Consider the following 20583-nt stretch of genomic DNA (forward strand, 5'->3'; position numbering starts at 1 on the left):
TAAATATGGCTACACAACACCCCTGGCACGGCGTTTCTATCGGCGAGAACGTTCCTGAAATTGTTAACGCGATAATTGAGATACCGAAAGGCTCAAAAGCAAAGTATGAAATCGACAAAGAGTCAGGTCTGCTTAAATTAGACAGGGTTTTATTTTCATCTGTAATGTACCCGGCCAATTACGGTTTTATTCCGCAAACTTATTGCGACGATAAAGACCCATTGGATATTTTAGTACTTTGCTCAATTGACGTTTTCCCTATGTCAATGATCGAAGCTAAAGTAATAGGTGTTATGCACATGGTTGACAATGGTGAGCAAGACGACAAGATTATTGCAGTTGCTAAAAACGACATGTCTGTAAATTATATCGATGATCTTAACGAATTACCTCCGCATACTATGACAGAGATTGTTCGTTTCTTCAAAGATTACAAAAAGCTTGAAGGTAAAAACGTTACCATTGAGCACATGCTTGGTAAACGCTATGCACATAAGGTAATTGCCGAAAGCATTGAGCTTTACAAAGCTACCTTTCCTTCACCAATAAATGTTTAATGGACCCCGGCGATTATCATATTAGCGGCTTCAGCGTATTTGCAACCTTATTTTTGGTGCTGTTAAATGGCTTTTTCGTTGCTGCGGAATTTGCCATGGTTAAAGTTCGCGCATCACAAATAGAGCTGCGTGCAAAAACGGGTAACAGCATTGCCCGTGTTGCACGCGGCATAATGCATAATTTAGATGGTTATCTGGCTGCAACACAATTAGGTATTACCATCGCCTCACTTGGTTTGGGTGTAGTTGGTGAAGAGGTGGTAACAGCTCTTATGATCAACCTTTTTCAGGTGTTCAACGTAGAGTTAGCTCCTGGTGTTATTACAGCAAGCCATGTTATAGCCTTTGCTACAATTACTATTTTTCATATTGTTTTTGGGGAGTTAGCTCCTAAATCGTTAGCTATACAGCAATCGGTTAAAACAGTAATGGCGGTATCATTACCGCTGAGAGTATTCTATGTAGTATTTAAACCTGCTATTTGGGTACTTAATGGCTTCGCTAATTTTATGCTGAAGATATTTGGTATAAACCCGGTTGCCGGGCACGAAGCGCATCACAGTTCAGAAGAACTGCAATACTTGTTAGAGCAGGGGCGTGAAACCGGCGCGCTCGACTCGTCAGAGCATGAGTTGATCCAGAACGTATTTGATTTTAACGAGCGCGTGGTTAAAAACATCATGGTGCCCCGCACCAAAATTTCGGGTATTGAGATCAGTACGGAAAAAGATGAGTTATTAGAAAAACTCATTACCGAAGGTTATTCGCGTATGCCCGTTTATGATGATGTTATAGATAAGATTGTTGGTATTGTTCATACCAAGGATATTTTGCCGCTTTTGGCCCGAAACGAGGAGATTGTATTAAAGGACATCATCCGTAAGCCTTACTTTATCCCCGAGACAAAGAAGATCAATGATCTGATGGCCGAGCTGCAGCAAAAACGAATTCAGATAGCTATCGTATCTGATGAGTTTGGTGGTACTGCCGGTATGGTTACCCTCGAAGACATTGTTGAAGAGCTGGTTGGCGAGATACAGGACGAGTACGATGAAGAAAAGCCAATTGTAGAAGTGATCAATGAGCGCGAGTTTATTGTGAACGCTTTGGCGCCTATTTATGATGTGAACGAGCATTTGCCTCATGATCTTCCTGAAGATGGCGACTTTGATACGGTATCGGGTTGGTTAGGTGATATATTTGGTAAAATACCCGATGTGGGGGAACAAAAAGAATCTAACGGCTACAATATTACCGTTTTGAAGAAATCTGATCAGAACATTGAGTCTGTTAAACTCGAGTTATTATTAAACGAGGAAGATACAGTAGATTTGCATTGATCTGCTGTTTACTGTATGCACCTTTTTTACACACCCGATATTGATGCCTCACATCCAATGTACTTCCTTAATGAGGAGGAGAGTAAGCATTGTATAAGGGTTTTAAGACTTCAGGTTGGTGATCGGGTTCAATTGATTGATGGACGGGGAGGACTATACAACGCTGAGATCAGCGAGGCTCATCCTAAGCGTACTATTCTTAAAATCAATAGTGTGCAAACAGGATTCGGCAAGCGTAATCATTACCTGCACATAGCCATTGCCCCAACTAAAAATATTGAGCGTTTTGAATGGTTTTTGGAAAAAGCCACCGAGATAGGAATTGACGAAATAACCCCCATTATTTGTCAGCGCTCCGAACGCAAAGAGGTTAAAATTGAGCGATCAGCTAAAATTATAACTTCTGCCATAAAGCAATCATTAAAAGCTTACCACCCTATTTTAAATGCGCCCATTGCTTTTAACCAATTTGTAAAACAACAGTTTGAAGGGCAAAAGTTCATTGCTCATTGTATGGATGAAAGCAAGACCGGATTAGCCGCGGAGGTAGAGAAACAAAGCGCTTATGTAATATTAATAGGACCGGAGGGCGATTTTAGCCCGGCGGAGGTAGAGGGTGCTTTGCAAAACGGATTTAAAGCCATAACTTTAGGTGAAAGCAGGCTGCGGACCGAGACTGCCGCGCTGGAAGCCTGCTTTGAGATCAATTTCTTAAACCGGAAATAACGATGAAAAAGTTGTGGTACATGGGTGTTGCTGTGGGGTTACTTACCTTAAGCAGTTTCAACGCGCCCACTTATAAAATGGCTAAACTCAAGTATAGCGGTGGTGGCGACTGGTATGGCGATCGCACTGCCTTGCCAAACCTCATAAAGTTTTGCAACGAAAACCTGAAAACGAATTTTGACCGCGAAGACGAGGTTGTGGAGCCGGGTAGCGCGCAACTATTTGATTATCCTTTTGTTTTTATGACCGGCCACGGCAACGTTATCTTTTCAGACCAGGAAGCAAAGAACCTACGCAAGTACTTGACAGGTGGCGGCTTTTTGCATATTGATGATAATTACGGCCTGGATAAATTTATTCGTCCGCAAATGAAGAAGGTTTTCCCTGAACTGGACTTTGTGGAATTGCCGGTAAATTATCCTATTTACCATCAAAAATTCAGTTTCCCTACAGGCCTGCCTAAAGTACATGAGCATGACGGCAAACGTCCGCAGGGTTTTGGATTGATATACAAAGGCAGGCTGGTGTGTTTTTATTCGTTTGAGTGCGATCTGGGCAATGGTTGGGAAGATCTGGGTACTTATGCCGGCGATACGCAGGAATCGCGTTTAAAAGCGCTACGTATGGGCGCCAACTTGATACAATACGTTCTTACGCAGTAATTCGCAACTTAAGCGTACTGTGGAGATAAATTATACTTAGATTAACTTAAAAAAGCAGCCATCATAAACAGAAATGGCCTCTTGTATTCAAGAGGCCATTTCTGTTTATCTGATTATTAAGCTATGTTACCGTTATTTTCCTGCCTTTTTTACGCTGAAGTGAGGTTTGCCACCAGGGCTGATCTCGGGTGCGCCAACAAGATCCATTGCACAACGGAAACCAACTTCAGCACTTGATTCGCCCTGATCCATAAACCTGCGTGTTGCCGGGTTTAACCAGTAAGCCAAATCATTCCACGAGCCACCCTTGTACACCTTTGAGCGGTCGTTTACCAATGTTGTAATTCCATATAAATTAGTATTTACGCTATCCCTAAAACCACGAGCATCAGCATTGTATGGCTTTCCAGCCAACGGATCTTTAGTAACAAATGGTACAGGAGCCTGGCCATTACCGTTGCCTGCACCATTAGTAGTGCTTGGCGCAGCATTGGCTAAACTATCTGCACGTTGAGATGCAATTAATTCAGCATAGGTCATTTTTCTTGCGGCTTTTGCCGGATCTTTTATTGGGCGACCATATTTGTCTTTAGCGTATTGACCGGTGCTTGCGTTGGCCAAACGTTTATCAGCAAACTGGTTACCACGGAAAGGATTAAAGGCATCAACGTCTTCAAATGACATTTGACGGTAGGTGTCTTCTACCCACTCGTTAACATTACCTGCCATGTTATACAAACCAAAATCGTTTGGCTGGTAAGAGCGTACAGGAGCGGTTATAAACGCCTTATCATTCAGGTAACCACCTACACCGGCATTATCACCATTACCACGCTTAAAGTTGGCCAATATTAAACCACGGGTTGCTTTTTGCGGCGAACGAACGCCTAAGCCATTCCATGGATAAACTTTGCCATCATTAATATTTTCAAATTGCGTATTACCGTTAAGTGACAGGGCAGCGTATTCCCATTCGGCTTCTGTAGGCAACCTGTAAGCCGGTTTTAAAATGCCGTCTTCAACGCGCACAGTTCTTACCTGCTTTTTGCTGCCACCTGCCGTAGGTGCAGCTGAAGGATTTATATCAACAGGCATACGTTTACCATCAATTCCTGCACCCCTAATTTGATTGTTAAGGTACATGTCTGTATTAAACGGCGCGATCTGCTGGGCGTTTGCGGCATTAGCCTGATTGCTTTTTTGCGCGCGGGGATTTAAAATAATGCCTTGTTGCTGTAAGATAAATTCGTTGGTACGGTCAGTACGCCATTGGCAATACTCCTTAGCCTGATCCCAGGTAACGCCAACAACCGGATAATCCTGAAACGCAGGGTGGCGAAGGTAATTGTTTACGTAAGGCTCATTGTATGATAGCGGTCTGCGCCAAACCAGTGTATCTGGCAAAGCGTTGTAATAGAATTCGTGATCATTGGGGAAGGTCATTCTGATCCATGATAGATAATCCAACCAATCCTGATTAGAAACTTCCGCCTCATCCATGTAAAATGCCGGGATAGTTACTCTTCTGCGAACGTTGTTATATTCGTACGTAACATCCTGATCTGCGCTACCGCCTAAAACAAATGTTCCGCCTTCAATAGCTACAAGACCCGGACCCGGAGCCGGATGCGTTTGACGGAATTTTTGGTAACCAAATTTGCGGTCGTTATAAGGAATGCCCGTTTTTTGGGATTTTTGTTTATTACTACAGCTGCTCAATAATGTTGCTACGCCCAACATTACAAAAGCAGTACGAGTAAAAAGTAATTTCATATTTTTACAGTTATATATAGTAGCAGGGGAAAAAATTAATAAATATATATAGGGGTAAATTTAATTATTTTAAAGTAAAAAGCTAATCAAAAAGTTACTGCGCCATATTAAAAGCTTTTGATGCAATTGTTTTACGCATACTGCTTTAAAGATGTTGCAAAAGTAATACACACGAATAGAAAAGTTGTTGGCTCGAAGTGATAAATTCAAGTATATTTAACCCTTGTTAATTTAAACACTAACATAATGAAGTTTTTTATTGGTGGCTTAGCTATATTGTTCGTTTTAGCTGTTGCGCCGTCGGGTGTAAAAGCGCAAACAAATACAGATGGCAGCGGCTACGGCGCAATTCCTACAGCCGTTCCGTTTCTTAATATTTCTCCCGATTCGCGCTCAGGCGCAATGGGCGATGCCGGTGTAGCCATTTCCAGCGATGTTAACGCCAATTTTTGGAACCCATCAAAATTAGCTTTTATTGATAATGATTTTGGTGTTTCCGCATCTTACAGCCCCTGGTTAAGAGGCCTGGTGCCCGATGTTAGTTTATCCTATTTAAGTTTCGGGCATAAGCTTGACGATAGGAACGTTATAGGCGCTTCTGTGAGATATTTCAATCTCGGCGATATACAACTGGTTGATCAAAATCAACTTAATCAAGGTGTTTACCGGCCTAATGAATATTCAATTGATGCTTCGCTGGCGCGTAAGTTCGGCAATAACCTTTCGCTGGGCCTAACCATGCGGTTTATACATTCAGATCTGTCAAACGCTTCATTTGCAACAGGCACTACACAAGGTATTAAACCTGCAAACGCTTTTGCTGCTGATATTTCCATGTTCTATAAAAAACCAATGGAGCAATTCGGTACTGATGGCATATTTGCATTTGGCGCCAACATATCAAATATTGGTACCAAGGTTAAATATTCTGAAGGCGGGCCTTCGTACTTTCTGCCTACTAACTTAAAGTTAGGAGCTGCTGATACCTGGAATATTGATGATTATAACCAGATTACCTTAACAGTTGATTTTAATAAACTACTTGTGCCAACGCCACCCCTGCGCGATGCCAATGGCAATATCATATCAGGGCGTAACCCGGATGTGTCGGTTCCATCGGGTATCTTTGGCTCATTTACAGACGCTCCCGGAGGCTTTAAGGAGGAGATAAGGGAAGTGAGCATTGCCTCGGGACTGGAGTACTGGTACAACCAGCAGTTTGCTTTAAGAGGCGGATATTTTTACGAGAATCCTTCAAAAGGTGGCAGGCAGTATGCCACATTAGGCTTGGGTCTTAAATACGATATTTACCGCTTTGATTTTTCTTACCTGGCTGCCAGCCAAAAAAACAGTCCGTTAGCCAATACGTTGCGTGTTAGCATTGGTGTTAGTTTTGGCAACAAAAAATAATTTATACAATGGGTAAAATTCGTGTAGGGTTTGGGTTTGATGTACACCAGTTAAAAGATCAGCATCCGTTTATTTTAGGCGGTGTTAAATTAGAACATCATTCAGGGGCTTACGGCCACTCCGATGCCGATGTATTGCTGCATGCCATTTGCGATGCTTTATTGGGTGCGGCCAACCTGCGCGACATAGGCTTCCATTTTTCTAATACAGACAACAGGTGGAAAGGCATAAGCAGCCTGGTGTTGTTACAGCATGTTTTAGAACTATTAAAAGAAAAAGGCTGGGCAATAGGCAATATCGACTCCATGATCTGCCTTGAAGCACCCAAGATCAACCCGCATATACCGGAAATGAAAAAGAACATTGCTGCCGCGGCGGGTATTGATGAAGATGACATCTCCATTAAAGCTACAACCAATGAAACCATGGGCTTTATAGGCCGCCAGGAAGGTGTTGTTGCTTACGCTACCTGCTTAATAGAAAGAGTTTAGTTAATTACACTAAGTTGTCCCGTGCATAGATGCGACAAGATGATTTTTGTATTTTATAAATACCTGTAAATCAATTCATAAAATAATCTAATTCTCTGTTGGTACAACTTAAAAGTCAGTAAGCTTAGCTATAAGATAAGCTCAAGTTATTGATAATTAATAAACTGTAAATTTTTAATCTTTTCTGCCTTTTTGGTCCACCAACTGGGACAGCTTTCAGTACACTAAGTAAATCCATTAACCTTTTACCGCCACATTAGCTTAATCGCCTCCTGTAACTATATCTTCCTTTACATTGCCTGTGCGTTTCAAATCGCCCCAGGTGCTTAGTTCGCCTTTTACCGCTTTGCGTATGGCTTTAAAAAGGATGTAGTACATTAATTGCCGCCAGATAAACCGTTGCGGAATAATGTATACCAGCTTCTTATAACTCTCCTTCTCCATCCAGAATGCTATGATAGACACTATAAAGTCTATCAAAACAAAAGCAACGTAATAGGAGAGTATCTTCCATGGCTTATCGCCAAACAGGCCGAAGATCATCATCAAATCAGCCAGTGGAGAGAACAGCGGCAGTATGATCTGGAAAATAAGGATATTAGGCATACCCACCATGCCGAAGGATTTGAATTTTTTGTTGAACAGCGCGTTACGGTTTTTCCAGAAACTTTGTATTACGCCAAAGCTCCACCTGAAACGCTGTTTAAGCAGTCCGCCTAATGTTTCCGGTGCTTCTGTATAAGCCACAGCTTCGGCGGCGTTTCTAATAATGTAACCGCATTTCAAAATGCGCATGGTCAGGTCGCAATCTTCTGCCAAAGTATCAGATGTAAAGCCACCTGCCTCATCAACTGCTGATTTACGAAAAGCGCCAATGGCACCCGGCACAACCGTTATACTGTTGATCAGGTCAAAGGCCCTGCGGTCCATATTCTGAGCGGTTATGTATTCAATAGATTGCCACTTGGTTATAATATTGGTTTCATTACCCACTTTAACCGTGCCGGCAACCGCGCCTACTTCATCATCGGTAAAGTAGGTCATGAGGTGATAAACGGCATCGTTTTTCAACTGGGTATCGGCATCAATACAAACAGCAAAATCATATTTGGCATGGGCTATACCAAAGTTAAGGGCCGATGCCTTGCCGCCGTTAGGCTTGGTTAAAATAGTGATCCGTTTTTCATCAGCAAACTCTTCGGTAACTACTTTAAGCGTATTATCCTTAGAACCATCGTCAATAAAAATAAGCTCGAACTCGGGGTAGTCTATATTCAATAGGCTTCTGAGCGATTTGACTACTGTTACCTCCTCGTTATAAGCTGGAACAATAATACTTACCGGAACGGGTTTGAACTGCTTGTATGCCTTAGACTTCTCATTCTCGCTGCGCTGCCTTATGGCTAAAACACCTATCAGTACAATGCGGCCAATAGCTAAAAATATAGCCGAAAGGAAAACGTAAAACAGGAACCAGTTGCCAAAGAAGAAACCTACCACTACCGCATCATAAAAAGTACCTATAACGCCGCTGTTGGCGTCATCTTTTATAGGCGGCATCAACTCCTCCTTCTTTTTATCAAGGATATCGGCAATGGTAGTAAACTCGTAGCCCTTTGATTTGTAAAACCTGATGATCTCGGGCAATGCCTGCACAGTGGCTTCCCGGGTGTCGCCACCTGCATCGTGCAGTAATATCATGGACCCTTTATCAAAATCGCGTTTGGTACGGTCAATTATCTGTTGCGCGGTAACACCGGGCTGCCAATCCCATGGGTCTATTGATTCGCCAATGGTGATGTAATTTTGTTTACGGCTTTCAGCAACCGGAATTACCTCATCAAGCGTTTGTGGCTCGGCATCGGCATTAAACGGCGGACGGAAAAGTATCGTGCTGTGCCCTGTAATAGATTCTATCAATTTACGGGTAGCATTCAGCTCCAGTATCACCCTGTCTAAACTCACTTTTGATATATCGGGATGTAAAAAGGTGTGGTTCCCTATTTCGTACCCTTCATCATGAATGCGTTTTAAAAGCGGGATGTTCTTTTCAACCATGGCACCCACCACAAAGAAGGAGGCAGGTACCTTTTCTCTCTTTAATATCTCCAGGATACGTGGTGTAAAGTCAGGGTCGGGGCCATCATCAAAGGTTAAAACTACTTTGCCCGGCTTGTAGCCAAATTTTTTAATAACGTATTTGGTGGGGAGCTTTAGGTATTCCTGATTGGTTATGACGTAGCTGTTGGTGTCAATTTTTAGATTGATGTTGCCTTTAGATGGCGTAGTAATGATCTCCAGTACCTCGCCATTGCCTGTGTAGTCTATCTTATTGTTTAAGGCAACGTTATTAAGCTCCTGAACATCCAGGCCTGTTTTTTTTAGTGATGCTAAAGCCAGGTTTTTTTGGAAAAACTTCCATAACCGCGGATCTTCCGAACCTAAGCGCCACAAGGCGATGCCGCCGGTATCCCAATCGTCGGCCATGCGCATGATGTTAAAATTGGCAGCTGCATCAACAAAGTAAACAGTATGCTCAATACTATCAGGACCTATATATTTGTAATGCAAGTTGGCAGATACGGGATCAAAAATTACCTTTTTTTGATATTGCTCTGCTGTACTTACAGCCGCCTGGTAACCAATAGATGTGCCTACACTATTTTTGGGCCAGTCAACTCCGCCTCCTGCAATGGTTAAAATAACCTTTTCGCTTGGAACGATCTCGCACACCCTATCCAGTTGCTCCTCTACCCAGTGCTGGTGAGAGATGTCTCCGGCATTGCTATCTTCGGTGTGCTGGTCAATGGCCATTACAAACAGGTAGTCGTTAAAACGTTGCAGGTGTTTCAGGTCGTACGTGTCATCATCTGGTATAACGTTTTGTGTTACCAGAAAACCCAGCGGATGAAGCATATTGTACAGGTCTTCCTGAAAAGCACGGTACTGGGCGCCGTTGCGGTTAGGTATATTATTTATATCAAGATTAATACCGCGTAAATTGTATTTTTTTAACTGCTTAATAATGCTGTTGATGAATACTTTCCGCAGTGCTTTGTTGCCGGTGATGCGTACAACATCGTCTACATCAAAATCGCCGTTTACATTGTCATAATTAACGTAGTTGGATATAGAAACAACTACGGGCTTATTGTACCTTTTGTTGATATTTAAAAGCCCGGTATCCATGCGTGCGCCAATTGTATCAGCTTTCGGGTTTATAAAAAAACCTTCGGTTACCACCATGTCCAGCTTGCCTATGTTTTCTTTCAGCGAGTTGTAAGCCTGTGTTTCCCATTCGCGGTAAAAAGCGGCATTGATACGCTCTTTGTTGTTGGCATGCTTTAGCTGGTTGTGCCTTTTGGCTTCAAGGGTTTGAAGCTGTTTTTTGTCTATCTTATAATCTTTGTAGCGTGTAGACTTTTTGTATTGTTCTAATTCTTCGTCGCTAATGCGCTTAGGGGCAGGATTAAGATTGGGGAGCTCAGGATAAGTTTGAGATGTTACTGTTATGGCAGCTGCCACAACACCGCATATTAATACAAATATGAGTATACGACTTATCCACTTTATTTTATTCCATCTCTTGGGTGTGTCAGCCTGAAAAATTTGTTTATGCCGCATTAAATTCTGTAAAGTTTAAGGGTTTTGCATAAAAGGCCATCGCTGTAATTATACAGCATGCGTTAGCTATTTTTTGTCGGGACCGATGCTCGAAAAATCAACTCCGCATTTACAGTTACTGCCGCAACCCTTCTTTACAAACAAAGCTTTATAAGCCATGCGTGCTACATAAAACAAGGCACCGGCAAATAAAAGTACAACTATAAGCAACTGAATGTTCATGGCGCAAAATTACTAAATACGTGCTATTAGCACTAATCAATATACGTTTAAAGGGCATTTATGTTGTTGAGATGATGAATTTTACTTAGCGCGGATGTTAAATCATCTGCATTGTAAATACAAAGTCTTTCATTTAAAGTAAATTAACTGTACCTTTGCGCCAAATTTTATAGGCATACATGCAAAAAATAAGGAACATAGCGATCATCGCACACGTTGACCACGGTAAAACTACACTGGTTGACAAAATTTTACACAGCTGCGCCATATTCAGAGATAATGAGCAAACGGGTGAGTTGATACTGGATAACAATGATCTGGAGCGCGAGCGCGGTATCACTATTGTTTCCAAAAACGTATCGGTTAAATACAAAGACGTAAAGATCAATATTATTGATACACCGGGTCACGCCGACTTTGGCGGCGAGGTGGAACGCGTTTTGAAAATGGCCGACGGCGTACTATTGCTTTGCGACGCTTTTGAAGGCGCCATGCCGCAAACACGCTTTGTAACCCAAAAGGCTTTGGCTTTAGGCTTAAAACCAATTGTGGTTGTTAACAAAGTGGATAAAGAGAACTGCCGCCCTGAAGAAGTTTACGAGCAAATATTTGAATTGTTCTTTAACCTTGAAGCTACAGAGGAGCAACTGGATTTCCCGGTAATTTACGGTTCATCAAAACAAGGTTGGATGAGCACAGATTACAAAAAACCAACTACTGATATCTTCCCGTTGATGGATGCTATTTTGGAAAACATTCCTCCGGCGCCTATTAATGAAGGTACTTTGCAAATGCAGATCACATCGTTAGATTACTCATCATTTGTGGGTCGTATAGCTATCGGTCGTGTTGCACGCGGTACCATTAAAGAGAACATGCCGGTATCATTGGTGAAACGTGATGGTACTATTCAAAAAACCAGAATAAAAGAACTATATACTTTTGAAGGCTTGGGTAAGGTTAAAGCTACCGAAGTTAGCGCGGGCGATATTTGTGCAGTTGTAGGTATTGATGGTTTTGATATTGGCGATACCATTGCTGATTTTGAAAACCCTGAGCAATTAGAGGTTATTAAAATTGACGAGCCTACCATGAACATGTTGTTCACCATCAACACTTCACCTTTCTTTGGTAAAGAAGGTAAATTTGTAACTTCTCGTCACTTACGTGACCGTTTGTACAAAGAGATGGAGAAAAACCTGGCGCTTAAAGTTGTTGAAACCGAGTCGCCTGATTCATACCTGGTGTATGGTCGTGGTATTCTTCACTTATCAGTATTGATCGAGACCATGCGTCGTGAAGGATATGAGTTACAGGTAGGTCAGCCTCAGGTTATTGTTAAAGAAATAAACGGCGTTAAATGTGAGCCGGTTGAAACTTTAATAGTTGACGTTCCTGCTGATGTTGCCGGTAAGGTGATTGAATTGGTAACACAACGCAAAGGCGATTTGTTAGTAATGGAACCTAAAGGTGACCTGCAACACCTTGAGTTTGAAATACCGGCACGCGGTATCATCGGTTTACGTAACAACGTATTAACAGCAACAGGCGGCGAGGCTATTATGGCGCACCGTTTTAAAGCATATGAGCCTTGGAAAGGTCAGATCCCTGGTCGTTTAAATGGTGTATTGGTATCAATGGATACCGGTAAAACTACTGCTTTTGCTATTGACAAGTTGCAAGACAGAGGCAGGTTCTTTATTGATCCGGGTGTTGATATTTATGAAGGCCAGGTGTTAGGTGAGCACATACGCGATAATGATTTGGTTATTAACTTAACCAAAGGCAAGCAGTTAACCAACATGCGTGCATCAGGTAGTGATACTAACGTGCGTATTGCACCTGCTATCAAGTTCTCATTAGAAGAATCAATGGAGTATATCCAGGCTGATGAGTACATTGAAGTAACACCTCAAAGCATCCGCTTGCGTAAAATATATTTGAATGAGAACGAGCGTAGAATCAACGCTAAAAAGTTCCAGTCGTAATATTTTAATAAAATGATAAAAAAGAGCTCCTTAATGGAGCTCTTTTTGTTTGATTTTAATTTTAAATAGCTTTATATTAGCATATTGATTAAACCAAAATGCTAAGAAAATACCCCTTCTTTATGTTATGGGCGCTGTATTTGTGCGTGTGCGCCTGTAAAAAACCTATACAAACGGTTGTAGAGTCTGACGTTTGTTTGCGCAATTCAACCTTATATTATCAAAAAAAATGGGCAGCAGTTTACTCGCGTGTTAATTACACGGATGCATCCGGCGCTAAAAAGACCTTTATTATACCTGCTTACGGTTACTTTGACATCAACTTTAATTCAACATATAAACTGTTGGGTGACCCTGAACCATCAAGCGGCAAATGGTCTGTTGATAAAGACTGCAATTTTATTCTGACCCCTGCTGTTGGAGCAGCCCATAAATACACGGTTAAAAAATTAACCACCGACTCATTGGTGATTAGTGAGGTGGCGGGTAATGTTACCACAACATTGCATTATTCGTCGTTTAAATGTCCTGACATGAATAAGCTGGCGTTTCAGTGGGATAATATAGAAACCCGAAGCGTTAATTATAGTGCCAGCGGAGTAACCAACAGGCAGATCTCTAATCCAAAAGGATACATCAGGTTTAATCCCGACGCGGGCTATGTTGCTCAAAATAACGGGGCTATAACTGTAGGAACATGGGGCATAGCGCCACCCGACTGCGATCTGATATTGGACAAAGGCAAGAAAACGGAAAAATCATACATGGTAGAAAAGCTGACGACAGATTCGCTAAAGCTTTGGTATAAAGATACCGTTACCAAAACCAACTACATTATGATCTATAAAAAGCGGATGTAACAGGAATATTCGCTTTGGTTGGCTTTCGTGTAGCGGTTATTTGTTATTTTTGAGTGTTGATCTAACGCTTATCATGAAAAGATTTATTGTATCTCTCCCATTTTTAATTTTCGCCGTTGCTTTTATTGCCGGTTGTAAGAAAAGTGAAACTGATGTTTTACCTATTGACAGGTTAAAATCCATTTTAATTGGGAAAGATACGCTTAGTATTTACGTTGGAGAAAAACGGAACGTACCCTTAACCATATCGCCATCCAATTATTCTTTAGATTCAATACGCTGGAATTCGTCAGATACGAATGTGCTGTCGATATCAAAAGTTGGTTTGTTAACGGGTAAAAAGCCGGGTGTAACAACGGTTTCGGTAAGCAATTTAACCAATACAATTTCAATAAATTGCAAGGTTACGGTAAAAGACAGTATTGAAATGGGGATGATAGCTTATTACCCGTTTCATAACAGCGGCAAAGATTCATCGGGCAGAGTGAATGATATTGCCTATTATGCAGACATTGCTGCTACTGCCGACAGGTTTGGCAACCGTAACTCGGCGTTTTATTTGAATGGCTCAACAAGCTACATGATGGTAAGAGATAAGCCGGAATTGCGGTTAAATAACACCGATTTTACGCTTAATGCATGGGTGAAGTTAGATACTTATAATAGTTCTTACGGCAATAATCTTTTAACAAAGCACATTACCGGTAATGATAATGGATGGGCCTGGGGTGTAACAGGTTCTGGTGGCGAGGCTGCAACAGGAATAGTTACCTTCGGCCCTGGTGGAAGCAGTCTTAGTGCACGAGGTGTGAAAACTGTTGGATTGGGGCAATGGCATATGGTTACGGCAACCTACAAGTTATATATTGGTCAAATAACTATTTATGTAGATGGCGAATTGGATACAATTACAAACGGCATTCCGTCGCCCAAAGCTTATATTTTAGCGGATTTATATATCGGCAGAGATAATCCTTATGTTTCAGATAATGGTTACGTTGTGAGAGGCGCAATGGATGATGTGCGGATATATAACAGATTACTTACTGCAACACAAGTAAAACGCTTGTACACGCATAAAAATTAATTGGTTAATCTGTCATTATAAATAAAGGTTTAACTTAGCAGGATGAATGGTAACGACCGCCTGCACCCATCCTTGTTTCATCCGCGTTATGTGCATCTTACACATTTGCGCAACGCTACTTTAAAAACAATTGATCAGTTAACAGCTAACAGCAAAGATCTCTTATTGGTTGATTTTGGTTGCGGTGATATGCCTTACCGGTCGGTTATTGAACCTAAAGTGGGAAAGTATCTGGGTGTGGATCTTGATTTGAACCCCAGAGCGGAGCATTATATTGATTTTGACAGCAAAACAACCCTGCCGGATAATTACGCCGACATCATATTATCTAACCAGGTTTTAGAGCATGTTGATTCGCCATCGGGCTATTTGCAGGAAGCGTTACGCATTTTAAAACCGGGAGGTTCAATTATTTTAACTACACACGGCTATTGGTATTACCACCCTACACCCAATGATTACTGGCGTTGGACAAGCGCCGGTTTAAGAAAAACAGTTCAGGATTCGGGCTTTGTAGTAAAGTCGTTTCACGGAATAATGGGATTGGCTGCCAGCGGTTTGCAACTGTTGCAGGATGCCATCATTAACAAGTTGCCTAAGTTTTTGGTGCCCCCTTTCGCTTTTGTTATGCAGTTAAAAATAAGACTGTTTAACAAAATGAATTCACAAACACAGCGAGACAGGGACGCATCTTTATATGTTGTTATTGCCCAAAAGCCATCCAGGTAAATGGAAGAGCTAAACCTCTGCATAATAAAACCCAACAAAAGCGCTTTTTCTGAAACATTTATTCAGGAGCATATCAACCGTTTGCCCGGCAATAAAAAGGTGTTGTATGGCGGCGCATTTCCGGTATATGATCATCAGGACCGTTTTCTTATCTCGTCGGTTTTGGGTATGATCAGCTTTCTTATTCAAAAAAGATTATTCAATAAACTCAATATAGGTGTACGTACACGGGCATTAAGCAAATATCTTATTCGTACTAAAATTGATGTGGTGCTGGCCGAATACGGTATAGTTGGGGCGATGGTAACCGAGGCATGCCGTATGGCCAATGTGCCCTTGGTGGTTCATTTTCATGGCGCCGATGCGCATCATAAAGGAACAATTGAAAAGTACATTACACTATACGGCAAAATGTTTAATTACGCCAACACTATAGTAGCAGTATCAAATGAAATGGTTGATGCACTAAAACGCATGGGGGCACCGGCAGATAAAATATTGCTAAACCCTTATGGCGTTAATACAGCCTTGTTTAAACAGGTAGATGTTGCAAGCTCTAAACCCAATTTTTTATCGGTTGGAAGATTTGTAGAGAAGAAGTCGCCATCATCTGTGGTGCGGGCCTTTCATCAGCTTATACAAAAGCAGCCAAACGCGCGTTTGTGGATGGTAGGTGATGGTGCGCTGTTACAGCCCACAAAGCAGTTGGTTGAACAGTTAAACCTTGCAGATAAAGTTGAATTTACCGGTGTGCTTAAAACAAATGAGGTGCAGCAATTAATGCAGCAAATGCGTTGCTTTGTACAACATTCGGTAACTGCCGCTGATGGCGACATGGAAGGCACCCCTAATACTATATTAGAGGCCGGCGCTTGTGGTTTAGCTATTGTAAGCACACAGCACGCTGGTATTAAAGAAGCCGTGATCAACGGCGAAACGGGATACCTGGTACCCGAGCATGATGTTGAAGGCATGGCCAATTATATGATCAAAATTGCTGAAGACGTAGATTTGGCAGCAGACTTAGGTGCAAAGGAAGCAGCACATATTCGTCAAAATTACGATGTGAGAGACAGAATAAAAACACTGACAGCAGCCCTTGAAAGCGCAATAAAACATAAAAAATAACATGTTACGAAAACTTGTACGCAATACATTAAAAAGCTATGGTTACGACCTGGTAAAGCCTGACGGCAGGTTGGTTAAAGACGGCTTACCCGCCGACTTTGACAGCGAAACTGTTGCAACCTTCCAAAAGGTAAAACCTTACACCATGACTACGCCCGAGCGGATTGCATCGCTGGTGAACGCCGTAAACTATCTGATTAAAAATAACATTGAAGGCGATTTTGTGGAGTGCGGGGTATGGCGCGGTGGGAGCACCATGGCAGCTATAGATACATTGATGAAAGCCGGTGATAAAAGCCGTACAGTTTATTTGTATGATACTTTTGAGGGGATGTCTGAACCTACAGAACATGATAAGGAACTAAGCGGACACGCGGCTGATGCCTTATTGCAAAGCAGCGAGAAGGAAGATGCTACATCGGTGTGGTGCTACTCAGCTTTAGAGGAGGTGCAGAATAACGTGGGCAGCCTGAATTACCCTGCTGATAAAGTACATTACGTGAAAGGTAAAGTGGAAGACACCATTCCGCAGACATTGCCCGGTAAAATTGCTTTGTTACGTTTAGACACGGATTGGTACGAAAGCACCAAACATGAGTTAGAGCACCTGTACCCTTTACTGGTACCGGGCGGAGTTATCATTATTGATGATTATGGACATTGGGAAGGTGCACGTAAAGCGGTTGACGAATATATTGCTGCGCACAAATTACCGTTACTGCTTAACCGTATTGATTATACAGGGCGCATTGGTATAAAATATTAATCAGCTAAATGGGAATAGTAAAAGCGCAGGCCTATAAAAACACCATCATATCTTACGCGGGTATGGTAATAGCCTACGTAAATACTGTTTTGCTGTTTCCGTTTTTTACTAACGCTTCCGAATACGGATTTTACAATCTTATTATTACTATATCTGTACTGTATTCATTAGTGGCTTCAATGGGTGTGCCAAGCATGCTGGCAAAATACTTTCCGTTTTACCGTACAAATGATCTGCGACACAACGGCTTTATCCATTGGGCCGCGAGTCTTTCTTTAATAGGGTTTGTTGGCGCAACATTATTGTATGTGGTTTTTCGTACAGGAATACTTAAGGTGTATGATGATTCACTTTTGTTACCTAAGTATTTCTACTATATCATTCCCCTTGCATTTTTTGTTATAGCGTTCAACTTTTTGGAAATGACGGGGCGGATAGTATACCGCACCATTTTTTCTAATGTGCTGCAAAATGTAGTTCTGCGTTTACTTACCACTTTTTATCTGATAATGATATCACTTAAATGGATAGATTTTTCAGATTTCATTATGCTGTATATTGTAAGTAACGGACTCATCTCATTACTGCTTTTTATTAATATTGCGGCAAGTGGCAACTTCTCTCACAAGGTTGAAGATTATCGTTTTAAAGCTATAAAAAAGAAAGAGGTGATGAACTTTGGTTTGTTCACACTTTTATCAAGCGCGGTGTATGTGCTGCTGCAAAAGGTTGATACTTTAATGATAACCGCTATGGTTAGCGAAAAGGAGCAGGGTATTTACAGCTGGTACTTCAATATAGCAATGATCATCAGTGTACCGGCTCAAGCCTTAAGCCGCACAACGTACGCCATTGTTGCCGACTCATGGAAGTCAAACAACATGGCTAACATTAATGAAGTTTACAGCAAAACCTCTATTGTGCAAATGGTTGTTGGCGCGCTATTATTCATCGGTATAATTGTGAACAGGGAAAACCTTTACGCTTTAGCCAGAAATAAAGAATTCACCAATCCCGAATATTTCAGCTTGTTTATTGTAATTGGGCTTGGCTTTATGGTTGATATAACCGGCGGATTGAACACTTACATCATTTCTACATCGCATAAGTACAAGCTGGTTACTTTAATGGTATTAATTGCAAGTGCAATTTGTGTGGGCTTAAATTATGTATTGATACCTCAGTATGGAGGACTCGGCGCTGCTATAGCTTATTTAATTACCATGGGTATACTCAATTTTATAACATGGTTCTACATTAAATACCGGTTTAAAATGCAGCCATTTGGTTACAGGCATTTGTTGGTTATTGTTATTTCGGCAGTTAGCTTTGCAGCAGGGTATTATTTATGGCGAATGCCTAACCTCTATTTGGATATAATTATGCGTAGCGGTATAACAGCGGCTTGTTATGGTTTGTTAACTTACCTGTTCAAAATATCGCCTGATATAAATGAAAAAGTAGACAAAACACTGGCTTTAGTAAAAAATAAATTTTAATGCAATCTTTGGCACCCATAGCGCTTTTTGTATATAACCGGCCCGACCATACCCGTCGTACGTTAGCTTATCTGCAAAAAAACGTATTGGCAGACGAATCGCGTTTATATATCTTTTCTGATGGAGCCAAAACGCCCACAGACGAGGCCAAGGTAAATGAGGTACGCGAACTGGCCGGACAGGTAACCGGATTTAAATCGGTTAAGTTGGTTACCCGATCGCGAAACATGGGCTTGGCTAACTCTATAATTGACGGCGTTACACAACTGGTGAACGAGTACGGAAAAGTGATCGTCTTTGAAGATGATCTGCTGTCGTCTCCTTATTCTTTAGAGTATTTTAATGAGGCACTTTCCCGTTATGCTACCAACGATAAGGCCATGCATATTGGAGCCTACATGTTTCCGTTAGCTGATAACACCTTGCCCGAAACATTTTTCCATCCTATAGCTACAAGTTGGGGTTGGGCCACCTGGCAGCGGGCATGGAATAATTTTGAGCCGGATGTAGATAAGCTCATGGCGCAGTTTGACAGAAATAAAATTCAAGCTTTCTCCGTTGATGGTGCCGGAAACTTTTGGAAACAGATGCTGGAGTTCAAGGCCGGTAAAAACAATTCCTGGGCCATACGCTGGTACGCCTCTATATTTTTAAAAGGCGGACTGGCCTTGCACCCCTCAAAATCGCTGGTACATAACATTGGGCATGATGGGACGGGTGTTCACTCCAACATTGAGCACATGTATGGTGTAAATATTTCCGATAGGCCTGTTAAGCAATTCCCTGCAGAAGTTAAAGAGGATGCTAAGGCTCACGCAGCCATTAAACATTTCCTGAAAAATCGTAAAGGAACCTTATTACAACGCGGTTTGCGCCTGATAAAGCAGTGGAAAATAAAATATGCACAGAAGAAAACTAATCTCTAATCACCAATCAACTATTCTCTAATCACCAATCAACTATTTACTAAGCCTCAGCTTTCACCACAATATAAGGCGACATTAGCTTGCTTTCCATAGGTATAACCTTACTGATAACTTTTCCGGCAAACCACAGGCCTTTAACAAACCCTTTTGTAATGGCCGATTGATGAGCTTTATTTTCCAGCCAGATAGAAAAGCCGCCGTAATAGTACGCCTCAACATTTTTCAAGCCTAACTCGCGGCAATAGTTGGCAAGCAGGGTAGGATTCATGCTTTGGATGTAGTGCTTATCGTAATTTTCCTTATCAAATTTACGCTGTACCCAGCCATTCACCCCTGTAAAGTTGGGCAGGGTAATAAATAAAGTGCCGCCGGGTTTTATGAAAGAAAGATGTGTTTGTATAATACCTTTGGTATTGGCAAAGTGTTCAATTAATCCAAAGGAGAGCACCATGTCATATTGCTGTTCAGGAGTATAGTTAAACAGGTCCGCTTCAATAATATTGATATCGCCTTGTTTTAATCCGTTGGCAGTTAGTAGCTCATTAACCAGTCCCTCATGAATAAAATAATCCAGCAGGGTGGTGTCAAGGTTTTGATATTTCTTTAGATAAATGGCATAATAGCCCGGAAAGCCACCCAGTTCAATGGCAGTTTTGGCATTTTTTTGTTTGATGATGCCGGCGAGTATGTCGCCAAAAACATAATTGGGTTTTATATTAAAAATAAGGCCGATCCTTGATTCCCAAAATGATTTCCAGAACGAACGGTCGGTTAAGTTATTCTCCATTTATCAGC

The 20583-nt window shown here is 41.6% G+C and carries 18 protein-coding genes; 14 read left to right on the forward strand and 4 right to left on the reverse strand.

Annotated features, from left to right (window positions below; translation table 11 throughout):
- Positions 1 to 5: 5 nt before the first annotated feature.
- From CLV57_RS03705 to CLV57_RS03720, 4 genes are read left to right on the forward strand one after another with little or no spacing between them, the layout of a single operon-like run.
- Positions 6 to 557, forward strand: coding sequence for an inorganic diphosphatase (locus tag CLV57_RS03705; protein ID WP_100339999.1), 552 nt, complete (start codon positions 6 to 8; stop codon positions 555 to 557).
- Positions 557 to 1897: a hemolysin family protein gene (locus CLV57_RS03710; RefSeq protein WP_100340000.1), complete on the forward strand. Its 1341-nt coding sequence runs from the start codon at positions 557 to 559 to the stop codon at positions 1895 to 1897. Before CLV57_RS03705 ends, CLV57_RS03710 begins: the two co-directional genes overlap by 1 nt.
- Positions 1898 to 1912: 15 nt before the next feature.
- The gene (locus CLV57_RS03715) at positions 1913 to 2623 is read left to right on the forward strand and encodes a 16S rRNA (uracil(1498)-N(3))-methyltransferase (protein WP_100340001.1); all 711 of its coding nucleotides are present in this window, start codon (positions 1913 to 1915) and stop codon (positions 2621 to 2623) included.
- A gap of 2 nt (positions 2624 to 2625) precedes the next feature.
- Positions 2626 to 3285, forward strand: coding sequence for a DUF4159 domain-containing protein (locus CLV57_RS03720; protein WP_100340002.1), 660 nt, complete (start codon positions 2626 to 2628; stop codon positions 3283 to 3285).
- Between the two features lie 132 nt (positions 3286 to 3417).
- Here CLV57_RS03720 and CLV57_RS03725 read toward each other — a convergent pair whose 3' ends face one another.
- Positions 3418 to 5058: an SUMF1/EgtB/PvdO family nonheme iron enzyme gene (locus tag CLV57_RS03725; RefSeq protein ID WP_100340003.1), complete on the reverse strand. Its 1641-nt coding sequence runs from the start codon at positions 5056 to 5058 to the stop codon at positions 3418 to 3420.
- A gap of 246 nt (positions 5059 to 5304) precedes the next feature.
- Here CLV57_RS03725 and porV point away from each other — a divergent pair, with 246 nt between their 5' ends.
- Entirely contained in the window at positions 5305 to 6468 is a 1164-nt protein-coding gene (gene porV / locus CLV57_RS03730; RefSeq protein ID WP_100340004.1) for a type IX secretion system outer membrane channel protein PorV, read from the forward strand.
- Between the two features lie 8 nt (positions 6469 to 6476).
- Complete coding sequence (ispF, locus tag CLV57_RS03735; protein ID WP_100340005.1) at positions 6477 to 6959, forward strand: 2-C-methyl-D-erythritol 2,4-cyclodiphosphate synthase; 483 nt, start codon at positions 6477 to 6479, stop codon at positions 6957 to 6959.
- A 261-nt stretch (positions 6960 to 7220) separates the two neighbouring features.
- Here the strand turns inward: ispF and CLV57_RS03740 are convergent, their stop codons facing one another.
- Both CLV57_RS03740 and CLV57_RS03745 read right to left on the reverse strand, forming a co-directional pair.
- Entirely contained in the window at positions 7221 to 10583 is a 3363-nt protein-coding gene (locus tag CLV57_RS03740) for a glycosyltransferase (RefSeq protein ID WP_100340006.1), read from the reverse strand.
- A 66-nt stretch (positions 10584 to 10649) separates the two neighbouring features.
- Positions 10650 to 10805 carry a FeoB-associated Cys-rich membrane protein gene (locus CLV57_RS03745; RefSeq protein WP_100340007.1) on the reverse strand — a complete coding sequence of 52 codons (156 nt, stop codon included), beginning with the start codon at positions 10803 to 10805 and terminating at the stop codon, positions 10650 to 10652.
- 179 nt (positions 10806 to 10984) lie between these two features.
- On the opposite strand from CLV57_RS03745, the gene typA reads away from it, so the two are divergent.
- From typA to CLV57_RS03785, 8 genes are all read left to right on the forward strand, one after another.
- On the forward strand, positions 10985 to 12793 hold the full coding sequence (gene typA / locus CLV57_RS03750; protein WP_100340008.1) for a translational GTPase TypA: 1809 nt from the start codon (positions 10985 to 10987) through the stop codon (positions 12791 to 12793).
- A 98-nt stretch (positions 12794 to 12891) separates the two neighbouring features.
- The gene (locus CLV57_RS03755) at positions 12892 to 13653 is read left to right on the forward strand and encodes a hypothetical protein (RefSeq protein WP_157799058.1); all 762 of its coding nucleotides are present in this window, start codon (positions 12892 to 12894) and stop codon (positions 13651 to 13653) included.
- A gap of 73 nt (positions 13654 to 13726) precedes the next feature.
- Positions 13727 to 14740, forward strand: a complete 1014-nt coding sequence (locus tag CLV57_RS03760) for a LamG-like jellyroll fold domain-containing protein (RefSeq protein WP_100340010.1) — start codon at positions 13727 to 13729, stop codon at positions 14738 to 14740.
- 42 nt (positions 14741 to 14782) lie between these two features.
- Entirely contained in the window at positions 14783 to 15469 is a 687-nt protein-coding gene (locus CLV57_RS03765) for a class I SAM-dependent methyltransferase (protein ID WP_100340011.1), read from the forward strand.
- A complete protein-coding gene (locus tag CLV57_RS03770; RefSeq protein ID WP_100340012.1) occupies positions 15470 to 16597 on the forward strand; it encodes a glycosyltransferase in 1128 nt (375 codons plus the stop codon).
- Between the two features lies 1 nt (position 16598).
- Positions 16599 to 17363, forward strand: a complete 765-nt coding sequence (locus CLV57_RS03775; protein ID WP_100340013.1) for a TylF/MycF/NovP-related O-methyltransferase — start codon at positions 16599 to 16601, stop codon at positions 17361 to 17363.
- Positions 17364 to 17371: 8 nt separating this feature from the next.
- Positions 17372 to 18862 carry an oligosaccharide flippase family protein gene (locus tag CLV57_RS03780; RefSeq protein WP_100340014.1) on the forward strand — a complete coding sequence of 497 codons (1491 nt, stop codon included), beginning with the start codon at positions 17372 to 17374 and terminating at the stop codon, positions 18860 to 18862.
- Positions 18862 to 19788: a glycosyltransferase family protein gene (locus tag CLV57_RS03785; protein ID WP_100340015.1), complete on the forward strand. Its 927-nt coding sequence runs from the start codon at positions 18862 to 18864 to the stop codon at positions 19786 to 19788. The genes CLV57_RS03780 and CLV57_RS03785 overlap by 1 nt, the downstream gene beginning before the upstream one ends.
- Before the next feature lie 40 nt (positions 19789 to 19828).
- Here CLV57_RS03785 and CLV57_RS03790 read toward each other — a convergent pair whose 3' ends face one another.
- Positions 19829 to 20575 carry a class I SAM-dependent methyltransferase gene (locus tag CLV57_RS03790; protein WP_100340016.1) on the reverse strand — a complete coding sequence of 249 codons (747 nt, stop codon included), beginning with the start codon at positions 20573 to 20575 and terminating at the stop codon, positions 19829 to 19831.
- Between the last annotated feature and the right edge of the window lie 8 nt (positions 20576 to 20583).

The organism is Mucilaginibacter auburnensis (assembly GCF_002797815.1).
Lineage (GTDB): Bacteria > Bacteroidota > Bacteroidia > Sphingobacteriales > Sphingobacteriaceae > Mucilaginibacter > Mucilaginibacter auburnensis.